This window comes from Pseudomonas sp. MS15a(2019) (assembly GCF_013277805.1).
GTDB lineage: Bacteria > Pseudomonadota > Gammaproteobacteria > Pseudomonadales > Pseudomonadaceae > Chryseomonas > Chryseomonas benzopyrenica.
The window spans coordinates 80,453-96,105 of record NZ_VBTN01000014.1 but is presented as its reverse complement, the minus strand read 5'-3'; the positions used below and the strand labels follow the sequence as shown (position 1 = coordinate 96,105).

Genomic DNA, 15,653 nt, shown 5'->3' with positions numbered 1-15,653 from the left:
TCGTTCAATGGCTTTGCGCCGGGCGGCGCCGAGTAAGGCGACACTCCGCCGGGCGGTAGTGCCCGGCGAAGCGAGGAGGAGGGATCAGGACTTGCGGGTACGCTTGGTACGCGGCTTGTCCGCGACGGACGTGGTTTCCGCTGCCAGGGTAGTGGGCTGTTGCAGCACGCGCTTGGCCGAGGCGAACCTCTTGGTCCAGTAGGGCTTGCTCAGGTGATCGACGCGAACGCTTTCGCCGCTACGCGGGGCATGGACGAAACGGTCGTTGCCCAGATAGATGGCGACGTGATCGATGCCGCTGCGCTGACCGGTCTTGAAGAACACCAGGTCACCGGCCTTGAGATCGCCACGGGCGACCTTGGGGCCCTTGAGCTGGGACAGCTCACGGGAGGTACGCGGCAGCTTGACGTTGTGTACGTCGCGATAGACGTAGTTCACCAGGCCGCTGCAATCCAGGCCGTTCTGCGGATTGGTCCCGCCGTAGCGATAGGGGGTACCGACCAGGTCCATGGCGCGGGTCGCGACCTGGGCGCCGACGTTGCGGGTGGCAGCCTGGGCGGTGGCCTGCTTACGGTGCAGGGCGCTGGTGGCGCGGGCGGCGTGCTTGGCGCGGGCGGCGGAGGCTGCCTGGGTAGGGTCCACCTTCGCGACGCGGCGAGCGGCGGCCTTGGGCGCGGGAGCAGCGGAGGCGTGCCGGGCGGCGGTCTTGGGAGCTGAAGCGGCGGTGACATGCCGGGCTGCGACCTTGTGGACCGGAGCGGCAGTGCGCGCTGCAGAGTTCTCTTTCGCTTGTACTGCCGCGGGCAGCACAAGACAGGCGGAGAGCCATGTCAGAAGAAATAAACGCATTGTCGTAGGGGTGTCTGAAGATCGAAGCGAGGGATTCTATACCAACCCTGTGGATATTTTGTGCACCTCTCATCAAGAAATTATGTAATTTTTAGCGGAAAGTGGGGTCCCTTGAGCGCCAACCAGTGAGACTCCCTGGGCATTCATCCAGTTTTCGACATAAAGTCACGGTGAATGTAAGGGTGTCGGTAAGGTGGGTCTTTTCCTTCAGTCGCGAGGTCGTAGGCATGCAGTATCAGGACACCCACAGCAAGGTCATGGGCTATCTGCTGTGGATCTTCGGTTTTCTCGGCGCTCATCGCTTCTACTATGGCAAACCGGTCACCGGCACCCTCTGGTTCTGCACCCTGGGTCTGCTGGGCATCGGCTGGCTGATCGATCTGTTCCTGATCCCGGCCATGGATCGCGAGGCGGATCTGCGTTTCCAGTCCGGTTCGATCAACTACAGTCTGGGCTGGATCCTGCTGACCTTTCTCGGCATCTTTGGCGTCCATCGCCTCTATCTGGGCAAGTGGATCACCGCCATCCTCTATTTCTTTACCGCGGGTTTCTTCCTGCTGGGCGTGCTCTACGACTTCTGGACGCTCAACTCGCAGATCTCCGAAGAGAATCGCCGGCGGCTGGTGCGCTAATCCAGCTAAGAGACAGAGAAAAGGGGCTCCGCGGAGCCCCTTTTCTATTCAGGCGCCTCTATTCAGGCGCCGCGCTGGTAGGTCGCGCGTCCCCCTACCAGGGTGCGTTCGATGCGGCCGGGCAGGGTGAGGCCTTGGAAGGGGCAGTTGCGGCCACGCGACAGCCAGGGCGTGGCGGCCTGGGCGGTCGGCTGCTGGGCGAACAGCACCAGGTCCGCCGGCAGGCCCTTGGCCAGGCGGCCCGCCGCGAGGCGCAGCGCCTGGGCCGGACCCTGGGTCAGGCGGGCCAGCAGGGTCGGCAGATCCAGCAGGCCGTCTTCCACCAGGGTCAGGGCCAGCGGCAGCAGCAATTCGACACTGCTGATGCCCGGCTCGGTGGCGGCGAAGGGCGCCAGCTTGGCGTCCGCCTCGTGGGGCTGGTGATGGCTGGAGATGGCGCCGATCACCCCATCACGTACCCCGGCTCTCAGGGCGTCGCGGTCCCGCGCGGTGCGCAGCGGCGGCTTGACGTGATAGAGACTGGAAAAGCCCTGCAAGGCCTCGTCGGTGAGCAGCAGCTGGTAGAGCGCCACATCGGCGGTCACCGGCAGGCCGCGGGCCTGGGCGGCGGCGATCATCTCCACCGCGCGGGCGCTGGTCAGCTGGCCGAAATGGGCACGCACGCCGCTCTGTTCCACCAGCAGCAGGTCGCGAGACAGGGCGATGGTCTCCGCGGTCTCCGGGATGCCGGTGAGACCCAGGAAGCTGGCGGTGGGGCCTTCATGGGCGAGGCCGCCATGGGCTAGGTCGGCGTCCAGAGCGGTAAAGACCACGGTGAGGTCGAAGGTGGCGGCATATTCCAGCGCTCGCCGCTGCACCCGCAGATTCTCGAAGGGCTGCAGGCCGTTGGTGAAAGCCACGCAACCGGCGTCGCGCAAGGCCATCAGTTCGGCCAGCTGCTCGCCGCCCAGGCCCTTGGTCAGGGCGCCGATGGGATGGACGCGGGCGTGATCGGCGGTGCGCGCCCGGTCGAGGATGAGTTCGGCCACCGCGGTGGTGTCCAGCACCGGGCGGGTGGTGGGCGGGCAGCACAGGCTGGTGACGCCCCCGGCCGCGGCGGCGCGGGTCTCGCTGTCGACATTGCCCTTGCGGGTCAGGCCCGGTTCGCACAGGGCGACATCCAGGTCGACCAGACCAGGCGCCAGGATCAGGCCGCTGGCGTCCAGCTGCTCGTCGGCCTGGAAGCCCTGGGGCGCTTCGCCCAGGGCCAGGATGCGACCCTGGTCGACATGGACGTCACTGACCTGGTCGAGGCCGGTGGCCGGGTCGATCACCCGGGCATTGCGGATGCTCAGGCTCACTGCGCATTCTCCTGTAGCTGACGCTGGGCGGTCTGCCCGCTCATGGTCATCGACAGCACCGCCATGCGGACCGCGATGCCATAGGTGACCTGGTTGAGGATGACCGACTGCTCGCCGTCGGCGACCGCCGATTCGATCTCCACGCCGCGGTTGATCGGTCCCGGGTGCATGACGATGGCGTCGGGCTTGGCGCGGGCCAGGCGCTGGCGGGTCAGGCCGAACAGCCGGTAGTACTCGCCTTCGCTGGGCAAGAGGCCACCCTGCATGCGCTCGCGTTGCAGGCGCAGCATGATCACTACGTCCACGCCGTCCAGGCCCTCGGCCAGGTCGGTAAAGGTGCGCACGCCATAGAGTTCTTCGAGGCCGACCGGCAGCAGGGTGCGCGGCGCGACCACGCGGATGTCGCGGCAGCCCAGGGTACGCAGCGCCAGCATGTCGGAGCGGGCGACCCGCGAATGCAGGATGTCGCCGACGATGGCCACCGAGAGGTTGGCGAAGTCGCCCTTGTGGCGGCGGATGGTCAGCATGTCGAGCATGCCCTGGGTGGGGTGGGCATGGCGGCCGTCGCCGCCGTTGATGATGGCCACATCGGGGCAGACGTGCTCGGCGATGAAATGGGCGGCGCCGGAGTCGGCGTGGCGCACCACGAACATGTCGGCGGCCATGGCCTCCAGGTTGCGTAGGGTGTCGAACAGCGTCTCGCCCTTGCTGGTGGAAGAGGTGGAGACGTTAAGGGTGATGACGTCCGCCGACAGCCGCTTGGCCGCCAGTTCGAAGGTGGTGCGGGTGCGGGTCGAATTCTCGAAGAAGACGTTGCACACGGTCTTGCCGCGCAGCAGCGGCACCTTCTTCACCGCCCGGGCGCCGACTTCCAGAAAGGAGTCGGCGGTATCGAGCAATTCGGTGAGGAGTTCGGCGGGCAGGTCGTCGAGCGACAGGAAATGGCGCAATTGGCCCTGGGCGTTGAGTTGCAGCGAGCGCGTAGCGTCGGTCATGGCAGCGGATCCAGGTCAGGCGGCGGGGGCGTCGCGGTATTCGAGGGCGAGCGGCGTGGGGCCGGTCAGCTTGACGCGCTGGGTGGGGGTCAGGCTCAGGGTGGCGCCCACCACGTCGGGCTGGATCGGCAATTCGCGGGCATTGACGTCCAGCAGGCAGACCAGGGTCACACTGGCGGGACGACCATAGTCGAAGAGTTCGTTGAGCGCCGCGCGCACGGTGCGGCCGCTCATGAGCACGTCGTCCACCAGCACCAGGTGGCGCCCGTCGATCTCGAACGGCAGGGCCGAGGGCCGTACCTGGGGATGCAGGCCCTTCTGGGTGAAGTCGTCGCGGTAGAAGGAGACGTCCAGACTGCCCAGCGGGGTATCCAGGCCGAGTTCGGCCAGCAGGGCCTCGGCGACCCACAGGCCACCGGTATGGATGCCGACGAAGCCGGGATCGGTGATGCCACGGCGATCCAACGATAGGCGCAGGTCGGCGGCCAGCCGCGGCAGGAGCTCGGCGGGAGAGGGCAGGTGCATGGCTACTCCGATTGCGGGCGCGCGGCCCGTTCCAGTTGTTGGGTCAGCCAGCCTTCCAGGAGAAGGGCGGCGGCAAGGGCGTCCACCGGGCGTTCGCGATAGCCGTCGCGCTGACCGCCCTGCAGGCGCTCGCCCTTGGCGGCATAAGTGGTGAGGCGTTCGTCATGGGTATGCACGGGCAAGCCGTAGCGACCCTGTAGGCGGCGGGCGAAGCGTTCGGCGCGCTCGCTCATCTCGCTGGGGGTGCCGTCCATGTTCAGTGGCAGGCCGACCACCAGGGCGGTGGGGCGCCACTCGTCCAGCAGGCGCTGGATCTGCTGCCAGTCGGGCACGCCGTTCTGCGCCTTGAGGGTGAGCAGTTCACGGGCCTGGCCGGTCACGGCCTGGCCGACGGCGACGCCGATCTGCCGGGTGCCGTAGTCGAAGCCCAGGTAGAGGCCGCTGGGTGCGCTCATGCGTGGCCCGCCTGGCGCGAGAGCAGCCGCAGGTCGACCCCCAGCAGGGCGGCGGCCGCACCGAGGCGCTGCTCGCTGGGCGTCTCGAACAGCAGGGCGCTGGTGGCCGGGGTGGTGAGCCAGAGATTGGCCGCCAATTCCTCTTCCAGCTGGCCGGGACCCCAGCCGCTGTAGCCCAGGGTGATCAGGTGGCGGGTCGGGCCGGTACCATCGGAAAGGGCGAACAGCACGTCCGGCGAGGTGGTGAGGCTGAGTTCGTCCAGTTCCAGGGTGTTCTGGAACACCGGGCCGGTGTCATGCAGGACGAAGCCACGATCGGTCTGCACTGGGCCGCCGGCATAGAGGACGACCTGGGTGTCTTCCAGGGTGGCCGGGACCTCGGGCCGCAGCTGTTCGAGCAGGTCGTCCAGGTGCAGGCCGTTGGGTCGGTTGATCACCAGGCCCATGGCGCCATCCGGGCCGTGGTCGACGAGGTAGATCACCGTCTCGGCGAAATGGGGATCGTCCATCTGTGGCATGGCGATCAGGAGTTGGTGCTGTAGGGTGGTGCTGGAGGTCGGCTTCATGACCGGCAAGTTTCCCGGTTGCGCGGTCCGGCTTCAAGTCCAACGGCGTCCAGGGCTATTGACTGGACAGGCGGTCGCCACGCTCGAAGCGCCAGGTGCGGATGATCTCCAGCCGGTCGATGTCGGCCAGATCGCCGCTGAAGGGGGCGAAGGGCGCCGCCAGCCGGACGATGCGCAGCGCCGCCTGGTCCAGCACCTGGCGTCCCGAGGATTCCAGCACCTGGACCTCGTAGAGCGAGCCGTCCTTGTTGATGGCCACCAGCAGACGCAGGCTGCCGTAGAGGCGGTCGCGCTTGGCCTGCTCGGGGTAGTTGAGATTGCCGATGCGCTCGATCTTGCGCCGCCATTCTTCCTTGTAGCGGGCGCCCTTGTCCTTTTGCGTCGAGGCAGCGTTGATCCGCCAGATCTTTGGCCGCTTGGCGTATTGCTGGCGCTCCTCGGCGAGCTGGGCTTCCAGGCTGGCGAGTTCGGCGGCCTGGCTGTCGGATTCGGGGCTCGGAGCGTCACGCTGTTCCCGTTCGGGGGTCTCGCGACTGGGTTCGGCCTTGGTCGGCCGCGCGGCGCGGGTGGTCACCGCCGCCTTGGGCGCCTGGGCACGATCCGCCGCCGGCGGGCGAGCCGGAGGCGCGGCCGGGCGGATCTCGCTGTCGTGGAAGGGCGCCTGCACCGGGGTACTCGGCGCTGCCGCCTTGTCCAGCGTACCGCTGCCCTGCTGGTTTTCCTGGGCGAGGAAATCAGCCTGCTTGGGCGCCTCGTCGCTCTTGAAGCTGGCCAGCGTCACCTCCAGGGTGCGACTGATCTGGCTGGGCTCGGGCAGCGAGAAACCGACGCCGAGGATCAGCACGACGTGCAGCAGGGTCGCGATGAGCAGCGTGAAGCCCAGGCGGTCGGCGGGACGGACCTGGGCGGCGGGGGAGGAGGCGGTGCTGGGCATTGACTGGGTCGGCAAGGGCAGAGGACGCGCGGCAGGGCTGGCGCCAGTCTGCGGATTGTGTCCGCGGTTGTCCATGCCGCTGGGGGCGGCATGAACCCTCGCCTCAGCCCGCGCGCTTCTGCGCGATCACATCCATGAGGCGCTCGGCGATGCGGGTGTCGTAGGCCGCATCGATCTCGCGGATGCAGGTCGGGCTGGTGACATTGATCTCGGTGAGGTGCTCGCCGATCACGTCCAGGCCGACGAAGAGCAGGCCGCGCTTGCGCAATTCCGGGCCCACCGTCGCGGCGATCTCGCGATCCCGCGCCGACAGCGGCTGGGCGACGCCGCGGCCACCGGCGGCCAGGTTGCCACGGGTCTCGCCCTGGGCCGGAATGCGCGCCAGGCAGTAGTCCACGGGTTCGCCGTCGATCATCAGGATGCGCTTGTCGCCATCCTTGATGCCCGGCAGGTAGCGCTGGGCGATGATCTGCTGGGTACCGTGGGCGGTGAGGGTTTCCAGGATCACCGAGAGGTTGGGATCGCCTTCGCGGTGGCGGAATACCGAGCTGCCGCCCATGCCGTCCAGCGGCTTGAGGATGACGTCACCGTGGCTGCGGGCGAATTCGCGGATGATGTCGGCGCGACGACTGACCAGGGTCGGCGGCGCCAGCTCGGGAAACAGGGTGGCGAAGAACTTCTCGTTGCAGTCGCGCAGGCTGGCCGGGCGGTTGACCACCAGGGTGCCGCCACGCTCGGCCTGCTCCAGCAGATAGGTGGCATAGACGAATTCGTTGTCGAAGGGCGGGTCCTTGCGCATCAGGATCACGTCCAGCTCGCGCAGGGGCAGGTCGACGTCTTGGCCAAAGGCGAACCAGCGCTCCGGATCCTGGAACACGTCCAGCTGCCGGCCACGGCCGCGGGCCTCGCCATCGACCTGGTACAGGTCCTGCATCTCGAAATAGTGCAGGGTCCAGCCGCGCGCCTTGGCCGCCCACAGCATGGCCATGGAGCTATCCTTCTTATAGGAGATGCGTTCGATGGGATCCATGACGATCCCCAGGCGGATACTCATTGACGCTAGACCTCGGTTCTACGTGGGCAAGGCGTCAGAATAGCCCTTCGATCCCCTTCAGTGCCAATGCTTGCGCGATCGTCGTGGTGGGCGGGCCGGTGGTCCGTCACCAGGGGATCTGCGTGGTACGTCACGGTATTGTGTGCTACAAAGAGGCGCCGCCAAAGTGCCCGGATCGACATCATTATTCACGTTTCATCGACGATGAGCTGGTAGCTTGAACATGGAACAGTATTCGGAAGGGCTGAAGGTCATGGTGATCGACGACTCGAAGACGATTCGTCGGACCGCCGAGACCCTGCTCAAGAAAGTTGGCTGCGAGGTCATTACCGCCATCGATGGATTCGATGCGCTCGCCAAGATCGCCGATAGTCATCCCCACATCATCTTCGTGGACATCATGATGCCGCGACTGGATGGCTATCAGACCTGCGCGCTGATCAAGAACAACAGCGCCTTCCGCGCGACGCCCGTCATCATGCTGTCTTCGCGTGATGGCCTCTTCGACAAGGCCAAGGGCCGCATCGTCGGCTCTGACCAGTACCTCACCAAACCCTTCAGCAAAGAAGAGCTGATCGGTGCGATCAAGACCCACGTCCCCAGTTTCACTCCGCTCGAACAAGCGTCCTGAGTGTCCTGAGGCGGGCGATTCTATCTAGTAGGAAATTTTCATGGCTCGAATTCTGATCGTCGACGACTCTCCCACCGAGATGTACAAGCTCACCGCCATGCTGGAAAAGCATGGGCATCAGGTGCTCAAGGCCGAGAACGGTGCCGATGGCGTCGCCCTGGCCCGTCAGGAGAAGCCGGATGCGGTCCTGATGGACATCGTCATGCCAGGCCTCAACGGCTTTCAGGCCACCCGGCAGCTGACCAAGGATGCCGAGACCAGTCACATTCCGGTGGTCATCGTCACCACCAAGGACCAGGAAACCGACAAGGTCTGGGGCAAGCGCCAGGGCGCCAAGGACTACCTCACCAAGCCCATCGACGAAGACACCCTGCTGCGCACCCTGGCGGGTGTCCTGCAAGGCTAACTTCCGACGTCCGTTTCTCGCGGCAGCGCCCTACAGGGCAGGGAATCCTATGAGCGACGCTACCACGCCCTATGAACTCTTGCGCCTGATCGATCTGCGCTGCCGCGAGCGGGCGGCCGGTCTGCCGGCGCAACAGGAAAACCAGCGCAGCTGGAGCGGTATCGGCTTTCGTCTCGGTGAATTGCGCTTCGTGATTCCCATGGGCGAGGTCAGCGAGATCCTGCCGGAGCCGCGCTTCACCGCGCTGCCCGGCGTCAAACCCTGGCTCAAGGGCGTGGCCAACGTACGCGGTCGCCTGCTGCCGATCGCCGACCTGGGGCAATTCCTCGGCGTAAAGATCCAGGCCCTGCGCAAACAGCGGCGCATCCTGATCGTCGACCATGGCGACCTCTTCGTCGGATTGGCGGTTGACGAAGTCCTGGGTATGCAGCATTTCGACATCGAGGCCTATCGCGAGCACGCCGACAACGTGCCGTCGGGCCTGCACTTCTTTCTGGAAGGTGTCTTCCAACGCGACGTGCCCTGGCTGGTCTGCAGCCCACGCGCCTTGGTCGAGCATCCCGAATTCATGGACGTTGCGGCCTAGGTCGCCAGGCGTCCGGGCGCCACGAGGCGGATCGGGGTCGGGATGGCAGGAGCCGTCGCCGACGGGTGGGGGTAGGGCGGCGAGCATCGGCTTCAAGCGAACCGGTCCGGCGTCCGACAAGGATAGAACTAAAGGAACCAAGGTCCAGGCGGGGGCCGCTGATGAACAAACTCAATACCGGGAAAATCAACGCGTGGGTCGCGGGCATGTTCGTGGTGCTGATCGTCGCGATCGTGCTGCTGTTCGCCAACTTCGCGTACCTGGGCACCCAGACCAACTACGACAACCAGTATCAGGGTCAGGCCACCGAGCTGCGGATTCTCTCGCAGCAGCTGGCCAAGAGTGCCAGTGAGGCCGCCACCGGCAAGGCCGAGGCCTTCAGGGACCTGCGCCAGGCGCGCGCCGAGTTCGAGCGGCGCCTGACCATCCTGCGCAGCGGCGATCCGCAGACCGGTCTGCCGCCCTCGCCGGCGATCCTCGGCCCGCGTCTGGATACCCTGCAATCCCAGTGGGAGACCCAACGCAAGCAGGTCGACACCATGCTCGGCAGCGAGCAGACCGTACTGTCCCTGCACCAGCTGTCCGGCGCCCTGGCCGACACCATTCCCCAGTTGCAGGTCGAGAACGAAGAGGTCGTCGACATCCTGATCGAGCGCGGCGCGCCCGCTGGCCAGGTGGTGGTGGCCCAGCGTCAGGCACTGCTGGCCGAGCGGATCCTCGGCGCCATCAACAAGATCCTTACCGGCGACGAAGCCGCCGTCCAGGCGGCCGACAGCTTTGGCCGCGACGCCAGCCTGTTCGGCCGGGTACTCAAGGCCATGCGCGAAGGCAATGCCTCCATGGGCATCGCCAAGATCACCGACCCCGAGGCGGTCAGCCGACTCAACGAAGCCAACAAGCTGTTCGAATTCGTCTCCGGCAACGTCGACGAGATTCTCGCCACCTCGCCCGAACTGCTGCAGATCCGCTCCGCCGTGGGCCTGATCTACCAGGGCTCCCAGGCACTGCTCGGTTCCGCCTCGGAGCTGAGCGCCGGTTACGCTTCGCTGGCCCAGAGCCGCAAGATCAACACCGTGGGCAGCTATCTGCTGGTGTTCATCGCCCTCGGCGCCATCCTGTGCATCGGCTACATCCTGGTGCGCGATACCCGCCGCCGCCTGGCCGAGACCGACGAGAAGAACCAGCGCAACCAGACCGCCATTCTGCGTCTGCTGGACGAGATCGCCGACCTGGCCGATGGTGACCTGACGGTGCAGGCCACGGTGACCGAGGACTTCACCGGCGCCATCGCCGACTCCATCAACTACTCCATCGACCAGCTGCGCGAACTGGTGGAGACCATCAACCAGACCGCCGTGCAGGTGGCGGCCGCCGCCCAGGAATCCCAAGACACCGCGACGGTGCTGGCCGAGGCCTCGGAGCACCAGGCCCAGGAAATCGCCGGGGCTTCCGCGGCGATCAACGAGATGGCCGTGTCCATCGACCAGGTATCCACCAACGCCTCGGAGTCCACCGCGGTGGCGGAGCGCTCCGTGGCCATCGCCAACAAGGGCAACCAGGTGGTGCACAACACCATCATCGGCATGGACAGCATCCGCGAGCAGATCCAGGACACCGCCAAGCGAATCAAGCGCCTGGGTGAATCGTCCCAGGAGATCGGTGACATCGTCGGCCTGATCAACGACATCGCCGACCAGACCAACATCCTGGCCCTGAACGCCGCCATCCAGGCCTCCATGGCCGGTGACGCCGGTCGCGGCTTCGCCGTGGTCGCCGACGAGGTCCAGCGCCTCGCCGAACGCTCCTCCGGCGCCACCAAGCAGATCGAGGCCCTGGTCAAGGCGATCCAGACCGACACCAACGAGGCGGTCATCTCCATGGAACAGACCACCTCGGAAGTGGTGCGCGGGGCCGCCCTGGCCCAGGACGCCGGTGTGGCGCTGGAAGAGATCGAGAAGGTTTCCCAGAGCCTGGCCGGACTGATCCAGAACATCTCCAACGCCGCGCGTCAGCAGTCCTCGTCCGCCAGCCACATCTCCAGCACCATGAACGTGATTCAGGAGATCACCTCGCAGACCTCGGCCGGTACCACCGCCACCGCGCGCAGCATCGGCGAGCTGGCCAAGCTGGCCAGCGAGATGCGGCGTTCGGTGTCGGGCTTCAATCTGCCGAACGAGCAGCCGCTGGGCTGAATGCAGCGGCCACATCGTGGTGTGGCGAGGGGGAGACGGGGTGGGGGAGTCGAGTTGGGCGTTGCGCCGTGCTCCCGAGCTGCCGGATGCGGACTTCGAGCGTTGGCGACAGCTGCTGGAATCCCGCGCCGGCATGGTGCTGGACGATCGCCAGCGCAGCTTTCTGCAGATCCAGTTGGCCGCGCGCATGCGCGAACTGGCGATCGCGGACTACGACAGCTACTACCAGGTCGTCTGCGCGGGCATCAGCGGGCGCATCGAATGGGTCCGACTGCTCGATCGGCTGACCATCCAGGCCACCCGCTTCTTTCGCCATCCCCCTTCCTTCGCGCTGCTGGAAGCCTATGTGAGTGAATTCGCCCGGACCACCGAGGGCCAGGGGCTGACCCTGTGGAGTCTGGGGTGCGCCAGTGGAGAGGAAGCGTTTTCGATGGCCATCAGTACCGCCGAAGTCCTGGCACGGCAGGCGCGACCCCTGACGTTCGCCCTGACCGGCACCGACATCAGCAGCGAAGCCCTGCGCCAGGCGCGGCAGGGTAGCTACAGCCTGCAGCGGCTGGCCGGCGTGTCGGCCAGTCTGCGCGAGCGCTATTTCCGTGCCCAGGCGGACGGCAGTTTCGAAGTCGTCGCCGGTTTGGCGGAGCGACTGTGCTTTGCCCGGCTCAATGTGCTGGAACTGGGCCAGGCCCCCTTGCAGGGGCTCAATGTCATTTTTTGTCAGAACTTGCTGATTTATTTCCGCCGCTGGCTGCGTCGAGACCTGCTCAATCAGCTGGTCCAGCGGCTTGCACCGGGTGGGCTCTTGGTCCTGGGTGTCGGTGAGGTGAGCAATTGGAGCCACCCGCAACTGGTACCCGTCGATCATCCCGAAGTCCTGGCGTTCACCCGCCAGCCAGACCACCCGGCATGACAGGAGCCGAGATGATCGATCGACACGACTACGTAGCCCTCGAGTGGGTCAAGGGAGAGATCGCCGAAACCTTGCAGCAGGCCCGCAAGGCGCTCGAGGCGTTCGTCGACAACCCGCACGACCGTAGCCGCCTGGGTTTCTGTCGGACCTATGTGCACCAGGTCTACGGCACCCTGCAGATGGTGGAGTTCTATGGCGCCGCGCTGCTCGCCGAGGAAATGGAACTGCTGCTGCAGGCCCTCCACGAAGAGCGGGTGAACAGCTCGGACGAGGCGCTGGAGGTGCTGATGCAGGCCATCCTGCAGGTACCGCCCTATCTGGATCGGGTCCTCGAGGCCCGCCGCGATCTCCCACTGGCCATCCTGCCGCTGCTCAACGACCTGCGCTCGGCGCGTGGTGAAAAGCTGCTCTCGGAAACCAGCCTGTTCTCGCCGGATCTGTCCGCCACGCCGCTGTCGCTGAGCGATGCCGAACTGGCCGACCGCGCCGCGCCGGACTGGCTGCCACGGCTGCGCAAGCTGCGCCAGGCGCTGCAAGGTGCCCAGGTCGGGCTGTTCCGCGACCGTGATGTCCAGTTGCACCTGGATTACCTGCTGCGGGTCTTCGAGCGCCTGGACCAGCTCTGCGCCGGTTCGCCCTTTGGCGCCCTCTGGCCGGTGGCGGCGGGACTGACCGAATTGCTGCAGGCCGGCGAGCTGGACAACAGCAGCTCGATCCGCGGTCTGCTGCGACAATTGGATCGTGAACTCAAGCGGCTCATCAGCGATGGCGTGACCACCCTCAACCAGCCGGCGCCGGCCGATCTGCTGAAGAATCTGCTGTTCTATCTGGCCAAGGCGCCGGTGCAGAGTCCGCGCATCGCCGCGCTCAAGGCCCACTATCGTCTCGACGAAGCCCTGCCGGATGCCGAGCTGGTGGGGTTCGAGCGCTCGCGCATCGTTGGTCCGGATCGCGAGGCCATGCGTTCGGTGGTGACCGCGCTGTGCGAAGAGCTGGTGCAGATCAAGGACAGCCTGGACCTGTTCGTGCGCAGCGATCGCCAGCAGCCCGCCAGCCTGCGGGGCCTGTTGGCACCGCTCAAGCAGATCGCCGATACCCTGGCGGTGCTGGGCTTCGGTCAGCCGCGCAAGGTGGTGCTGGAGCAGTACGAAGCCGTCGCCGACCTGGCCGCTGGCGTGCACGACGCCAGCGATGCCGCCCTGATGGACATCGCCGGGGCGCTGCTCTATGTCGAAGCCACCCTGGCCGGCATGGTCAGCGGCAACGAGGTCGGCGATGCCGAAGAGAGCCGCCTGCCCACCACCGACATCGATCAGTTGCACCGGGTGGTGGTGCGCGAGGCGCGCAATGGCCTGGAGCAATCCAAGGACGCCATCATCGAGTTCATCGCCTCCCAGTGGAACCATGTCCACCTGGAGCCGGTGCCTCTGCTGCTGACCCAGGTGCGTGGCGGCCTGGCGATGATCCCGCTGGAGCGGGCCGCGGCCCAGGTGCAGGCGGCCAACGACTACATCTGCCAGCAACTGCTGGGCAAGCAGGCGGTGCCGGACTGGCAGAGCCTGGATACCCTGGCCGACGCCATCACCAGCGTCGAGTATTACCTGGAGCGCCTGGCGGAAGATCCGTCCACGCCCCACGACATGATTCTCGACATCGCCGACGAGAGTCTCATCGCCCTCGGCTATCCGCCCAAGGCGGTCGGCGAAGGTGCGGAGGCGGAGGCGCCCCTGGTCTCCAGCGCGGTCGAGACGCTGCCTCTGGATCGACCGGAAGAGCCGGCGCCGGAAGCGGAGCCGGTGCTCGAAGAGACGCTGGAACTCACCGCCCTGCCGATCGAGGAGCCTGCGGACGCTGAAGCAGAATCCCACGCCGAATTCCAGTCCGAACCTGACGAGCCTCTGACCGCCGATCACCAAGCGGACGCGCAGGCAGCGGCCGATGTGGTGGCTGACGCGGCGCATGGCGAGGCCGAGCCTGCGGGCGCAGGGGCCGAGGAGCTGCCTGCCGGTATCGAGCTGGACAGCCTGCCGCCGGCGACCGCCGATGCCGATGCGGTCGCCGAGGTGCTGGCCGCGCCGGTCAATCCCATCAATCCCCCGGCGGTGCAAGTGCCGCAGGCGCTGCTGCCACCGGCGGCCGATGCCGAACCGGTCGAGGAAGAGCTGCGCGAGGTCTTTATCGAGGAGGCCGGCGAGGTCCAGGTGGAACTGGAACGCTGGTTGCCGACCTGGCAGGCCGACCCCGAGCAGCGTACCGCGCTGAGCGAATTGCGGCGCAATTTCCATACCCTCAAGGGCAGTGGTCGCATGGTCCAGGCGCTGGTCATCGGCGAGCTGGCCTGGGCCCTGGAGAATCTGTTCAATCGCCGGCTGGACCATAGCGTCGCTCACAGTTCTGCCCTGCAGACGGTGGTCGAGCAGACCTGTGCCCTGCTGCCGGAGCTGGTCGAGGAATACGCCGAGGATCGCCAACGGCAGCGCGATGACGTCGACTGGCTGGCCCATGCCGCCCATGCACTGGCGCGCAACGAAGCCCTGCCCGAGCGGGCTTCGGCGAGCGACGCAGTTCCCTCCGTGGCGGCGGCGCTGCCTGAGGTGGAGAGCGTCGAGCCCGCGGCAGCGGCACTCGCCGCTGGCGAAGCCGATACCCAGCTGCTGGACATCTTCCGTACCGAGGCCCAGGCGCACCTGGAAACCGTGCGTCGCTTCCTCGAACAGGCCGACGCCGGTAGCGTCCAGCCGGTCTCCGACAATCTCCTGCGCGCCCTGCACACCCTCAAGGGCAGTGCCCATATGGCGGGCAGTTCGCCAATGGCCGAGCTGGCGTCGGCGCTGGAGCGGCTGGCCAAGGAATACAAGCTCGCCCATGTCGCCTTCGCCGAACCCGAGTGCGCCCTGCTCGCCCAGGGGGCCGAGTTGCTGGAGCAGCGGCTGGCTGCCCTCGATGAGGGGGCGCTGGCGACCCCGCTGACGGGCGCGGCGGCCGTGATCGAGCACTGCGAGAGACTGCTGGAGGAGCTGAATCCCCAGCTGCCGATCCCCGCAGCACCGCTGCCGGAGCAGCGTGACGTCCTGCGCCTTACCGACTTCCTGATGCCGGCGATGGAGCTGCTGCTGGAAGCCGACGAACGCCTGAATGCCTGGCGCACCGATGGTGACCTGGCGGCCTGCCCGGATCTACTGGCCGAACGACTGAACACCTTTGCCGACGGGGCGGCCCGGGTCGGCCTGGCCGATGTCGAGCAACTGGCCGAGGCGCTGCAGGTGGTCTATGCCGCCGCGGCGAGCGGTTCGCTGCCGGCCGATGAAGCCTTTTTCCGCGAGGCGGAGGAAGCCCAGGAAGCCCTGATCAGCATGCTCAATCAATTGGCGGGCGGCATGCGGGCCACCCCCAACGAGGAGCGGATCCAGGGTCTGCGCGCCCTGCTGGCGGGCATTCTCGCCGGGCTGCCCATGGCGGCCACCACCCTGCTGGCCGAGCCCGAACCCGAAGACCTCTTCGATCCGGAAACGGCCACGCCGGTGGCACCCGAGCTGGCGCTCGACGTCGAACTGCCCGCCGAAGCCGAAGCCGAAGCC

The 15,653-nt window shown here is 66.7% G+C and carries 15 protein-coding genes; 7 read left to right on the top strand and 8 right to left on the bottom strand.

Going from position 1 to position 15,653, the window contains the following annotated elements; genetic code table 11:
• Positions 1-84 precede the first annotated feature (84 nt).
• The gene (locus tag FEZ61_RS24500; RefSeq protein ID WP_017640983.1) at positions 85-642 is read right to left on the bottom strand and encodes a C40 family peptidase; all 558 of its coding nucleotides are present in this window, start codon (positions 640-642) and stop codon (positions 85-87) included.
• Between the two features lie 434 nt (positions 643-1,076).
• Between FEZ61_RS24500 and FEZ61_RS20390 the strand changes: the two genes are divergently transcribed.
• Positions 1,077-1,481, top strand: a complete 405-nt coding sequence (locus tag FEZ61_RS20390) for a TM2 domain-containing protein (RefSeq protein ID WP_017640982.1) — start codon at positions 1,077-1,079, stop codon at positions 1,479-1,481.
• Between the two features lie 62 nt (positions 1,482-1,543).
• Here FEZ61_RS20390 and FEZ61_RS20385 read toward each other — a convergent pair whose 3' ends face one another.
• The 7 genes from FEZ61_RS20385 to gshB form a co-directional block, all read right to left on the bottom strand.
• Positions 1,544-2,821: a dihydroorotase gene (locus FEZ61_RS20385; RefSeq protein ID WP_173150242.1), complete on the bottom strand. Its 1,278-nt coding sequence runs from the start codon at positions 2,819-2,821 to the stop codon at positions 1,544-1,546.
• Positions 2,818-3,816, bottom strand: a complete 999-nt coding sequence (locus FEZ61_RS20380; protein WP_017640980.1) for an aspartate carbamoyltransferase catalytic subunit — start codon at positions 3,814-3,816, stop codon at positions 2,818-2,820. The genes FEZ61_RS20385 and FEZ61_RS20380 overlap by 4 nt, the downstream gene beginning before the upstream one ends.
• Positions 3,817-3,831: 15 nt before the next feature.
• Complete coding sequence (pyrR, locus tag FEZ61_RS20375) at positions 3,832-4,341, bottom strand: bifunctional pyr operon transcriptional regulator/uracil phosphoribosyltransferase PyrR (RefSeq protein WP_173150240.1); 510 nt, start codon at positions 4,339-4,341, stop codon at positions 3,832-3,834.
• Positions 4,342-4,343: 2 nt separating this feature from the next.
• On the bottom strand, positions 4,344-4,796 hold the full coding sequence (gene ruvX, locus FEZ61_RS20370; RefSeq protein ID WP_007161675.1) for a Holliday junction resolvase RuvX: 453 nt from the start codon (positions 4,794-4,796) through the stop codon (positions 4,344-4,346).
• Entirely contained in the window at positions 4,793-5,362 is a 570-nt protein-coding gene (locus FEZ61_RS20365; protein ID WP_173150238.1) for a YqgE/AlgH family protein, read from the bottom strand. The genes ruvX and FEZ61_RS20365 overlap by 4 nt, the downstream gene beginning before the upstream one ends.
• 55 nt (positions 5,363-5,417) lie before the next feature.
• Positions 5,418-6,296, bottom strand: a complete 879-nt coding sequence (locus FEZ61_RS20360) for an energy transducer TonB (protein WP_173150236.1) — start codon at positions 6,294-6,296, stop codon at positions 5,418-5,420.
• 103 nt (positions 6,297-6,399) lie between these two features.
• On the bottom strand, positions 6,400-7,350 hold the full coding sequence (gene gshB / locus FEZ61_RS20355; RefSeq protein WP_173150234.1) for a glutathione synthase: 951 nt from the start codon (positions 7,348-7,350) through the stop codon (positions 6,400-6,402).
• 223 nt (positions 7,351-7,573) lie between these two features.
• Here gshB and pilG point away from each other — a divergent pair, with 223 nt between their 5' ends.
• The 6 genes from pilG to FEZ61_RS24495 form a co-directional block, all read left to right on the top strand.
• Positions 7,574-7,981, top strand: coding sequence for a twitching motility response regulator PilG (gene pilG / locus FEZ61_RS20350; RefSeq protein WP_007161679.1), 408 nt, complete (start codon positions 7,574-7,576; stop codon positions 7,979-7,981).
• A gap of 40 nt (positions 7,982-8,021) precedes the next feature.
• A complete protein-coding gene (gene pilH / locus FEZ61_RS20345) occupies positions 8,022-8,387 on the top strand; it encodes a twitching motility response regulator PilH (RefSeq protein ID WP_007161680.1) in 366 nt (121 codons plus the stop codon).
• A 49-nt stretch (positions 8,388-8,436) separates the two neighbouring features.
• On the top strand, positions 8,437-8,973 hold the full coding sequence (locus FEZ61_RS20340; protein ID WP_017640975.1) for a chemotaxis protein CheW: 537 nt from the start codon (positions 8,437-8,439) through the stop codon (positions 8,971-8,973).
• A 161-nt stretch (positions 8,974-9,134) separates the two neighbouring features.
• Positions 9,135-11,165, top strand: a complete 2,031-nt coding sequence (locus tag FEZ61_RS20335; RefSeq protein WP_173150232.1) for a methyl-accepting chemotaxis protein — start codon at positions 9,135-9,137, stop codon at positions 11,163-11,165.
• 61 nt (positions 11,166-11,226) lie between these two features.
• Positions 11,227-12,075 (top strand): CheR family methyltransferase, encoded by an 849-nt coding sequence (locus tag FEZ61_RS20330; RefSeq protein WP_093254149.1) that lies wholly within the window; start codon positions 11,227-11,229, stop codon positions 12,073-12,075.
• A gap of 11 nt (positions 12,076-12,086) precedes the next feature.
• A partial coding sequence (locus FEZ61_RS24495; protein WP_242455208.1) for an Hpt domain-containing protein occupies positions 12,087-15,653 on the top strand: 3,567 nt, incomplete at its 3' end.

Excerpts from the sequence above, each read along its gene's own strand:
- FEZ61_RS20390 (WP_017640982.1), top strand. The coding sequence starts at position 1,077 with ATGCAGTATCAGGACACCCACAGCAAGGTCATGGGCTATCTGCTGTGG.
- FEZ61_RS20380 (WP_017640980.1), bottom strand. The coding sequence starts at position 3,816 with ATGACCGACGCTACGCGCTCGCTGCAACTCAACGCCCAGGGCCAATTG.
- pyrR (WP_173150240.1), bottom strand. The coding sequence starts at position 4,341 with ATGCACCTGCCCTCTCCCGCCGAGCTCCTGCCGCGGCTGGCCGCCGAC.
- ruvX (WP_007161675.1), bottom strand. The coding sequence starts at position 4,796 with ATGAGCGCACCCAGCGGCCTCTACCTGGGCTTCGACTACGGCACCCGG.
- FEZ61_RS20365 (WP_173150238.1), bottom strand. The coding sequence starts at position 5,362 with ATGAAGCCGACCTCCAGCACCACCCTACAGCACCAACTCCTGATCGCC.
- FEZ61_RS20360 (WP_173150236.1), bottom strand. The coding sequence starts at position 6,296 with ATGCCCAGCACCGCCTCCTCCCCCGCCGCCCAGGTCCGTCCCGCCGAC.
- gshB (WP_173150234.1), bottom strand. The coding sequence starts at position 7,350 with ATGAGTATCCGCCTGGGGATCGTCATGGATCCCATCGAACGCATCTCC.
- pilG (WP_007161679.1), top strand. The coding sequence starts at position 7,574 with ATGGAACAGTATTCGGAAGGGCTGAAGGTCATGGTGATCGACGACTCG.
- pilH (WP_007161680.1), top strand. The coding sequence starts at position 8,022 with ATGGCTCGAATTCTGATCGTCGACGACTCTCCCACCGAGATGTACAAG.
- FEZ61_RS20340 (WP_017640975.1), top strand. The coding sequence starts at position 8,437 with ATGAGCGACGCTACCACGCCCTATGAACTCTTGCGCCTGATCGATCTG.
- FEZ61_RS20335 (WP_173150232.1), top strand. The coding sequence starts at position 9,135 with ATGAACAAACTCAATACCGGGAAAATCAACGCGTGGGTCGCGGGCATG.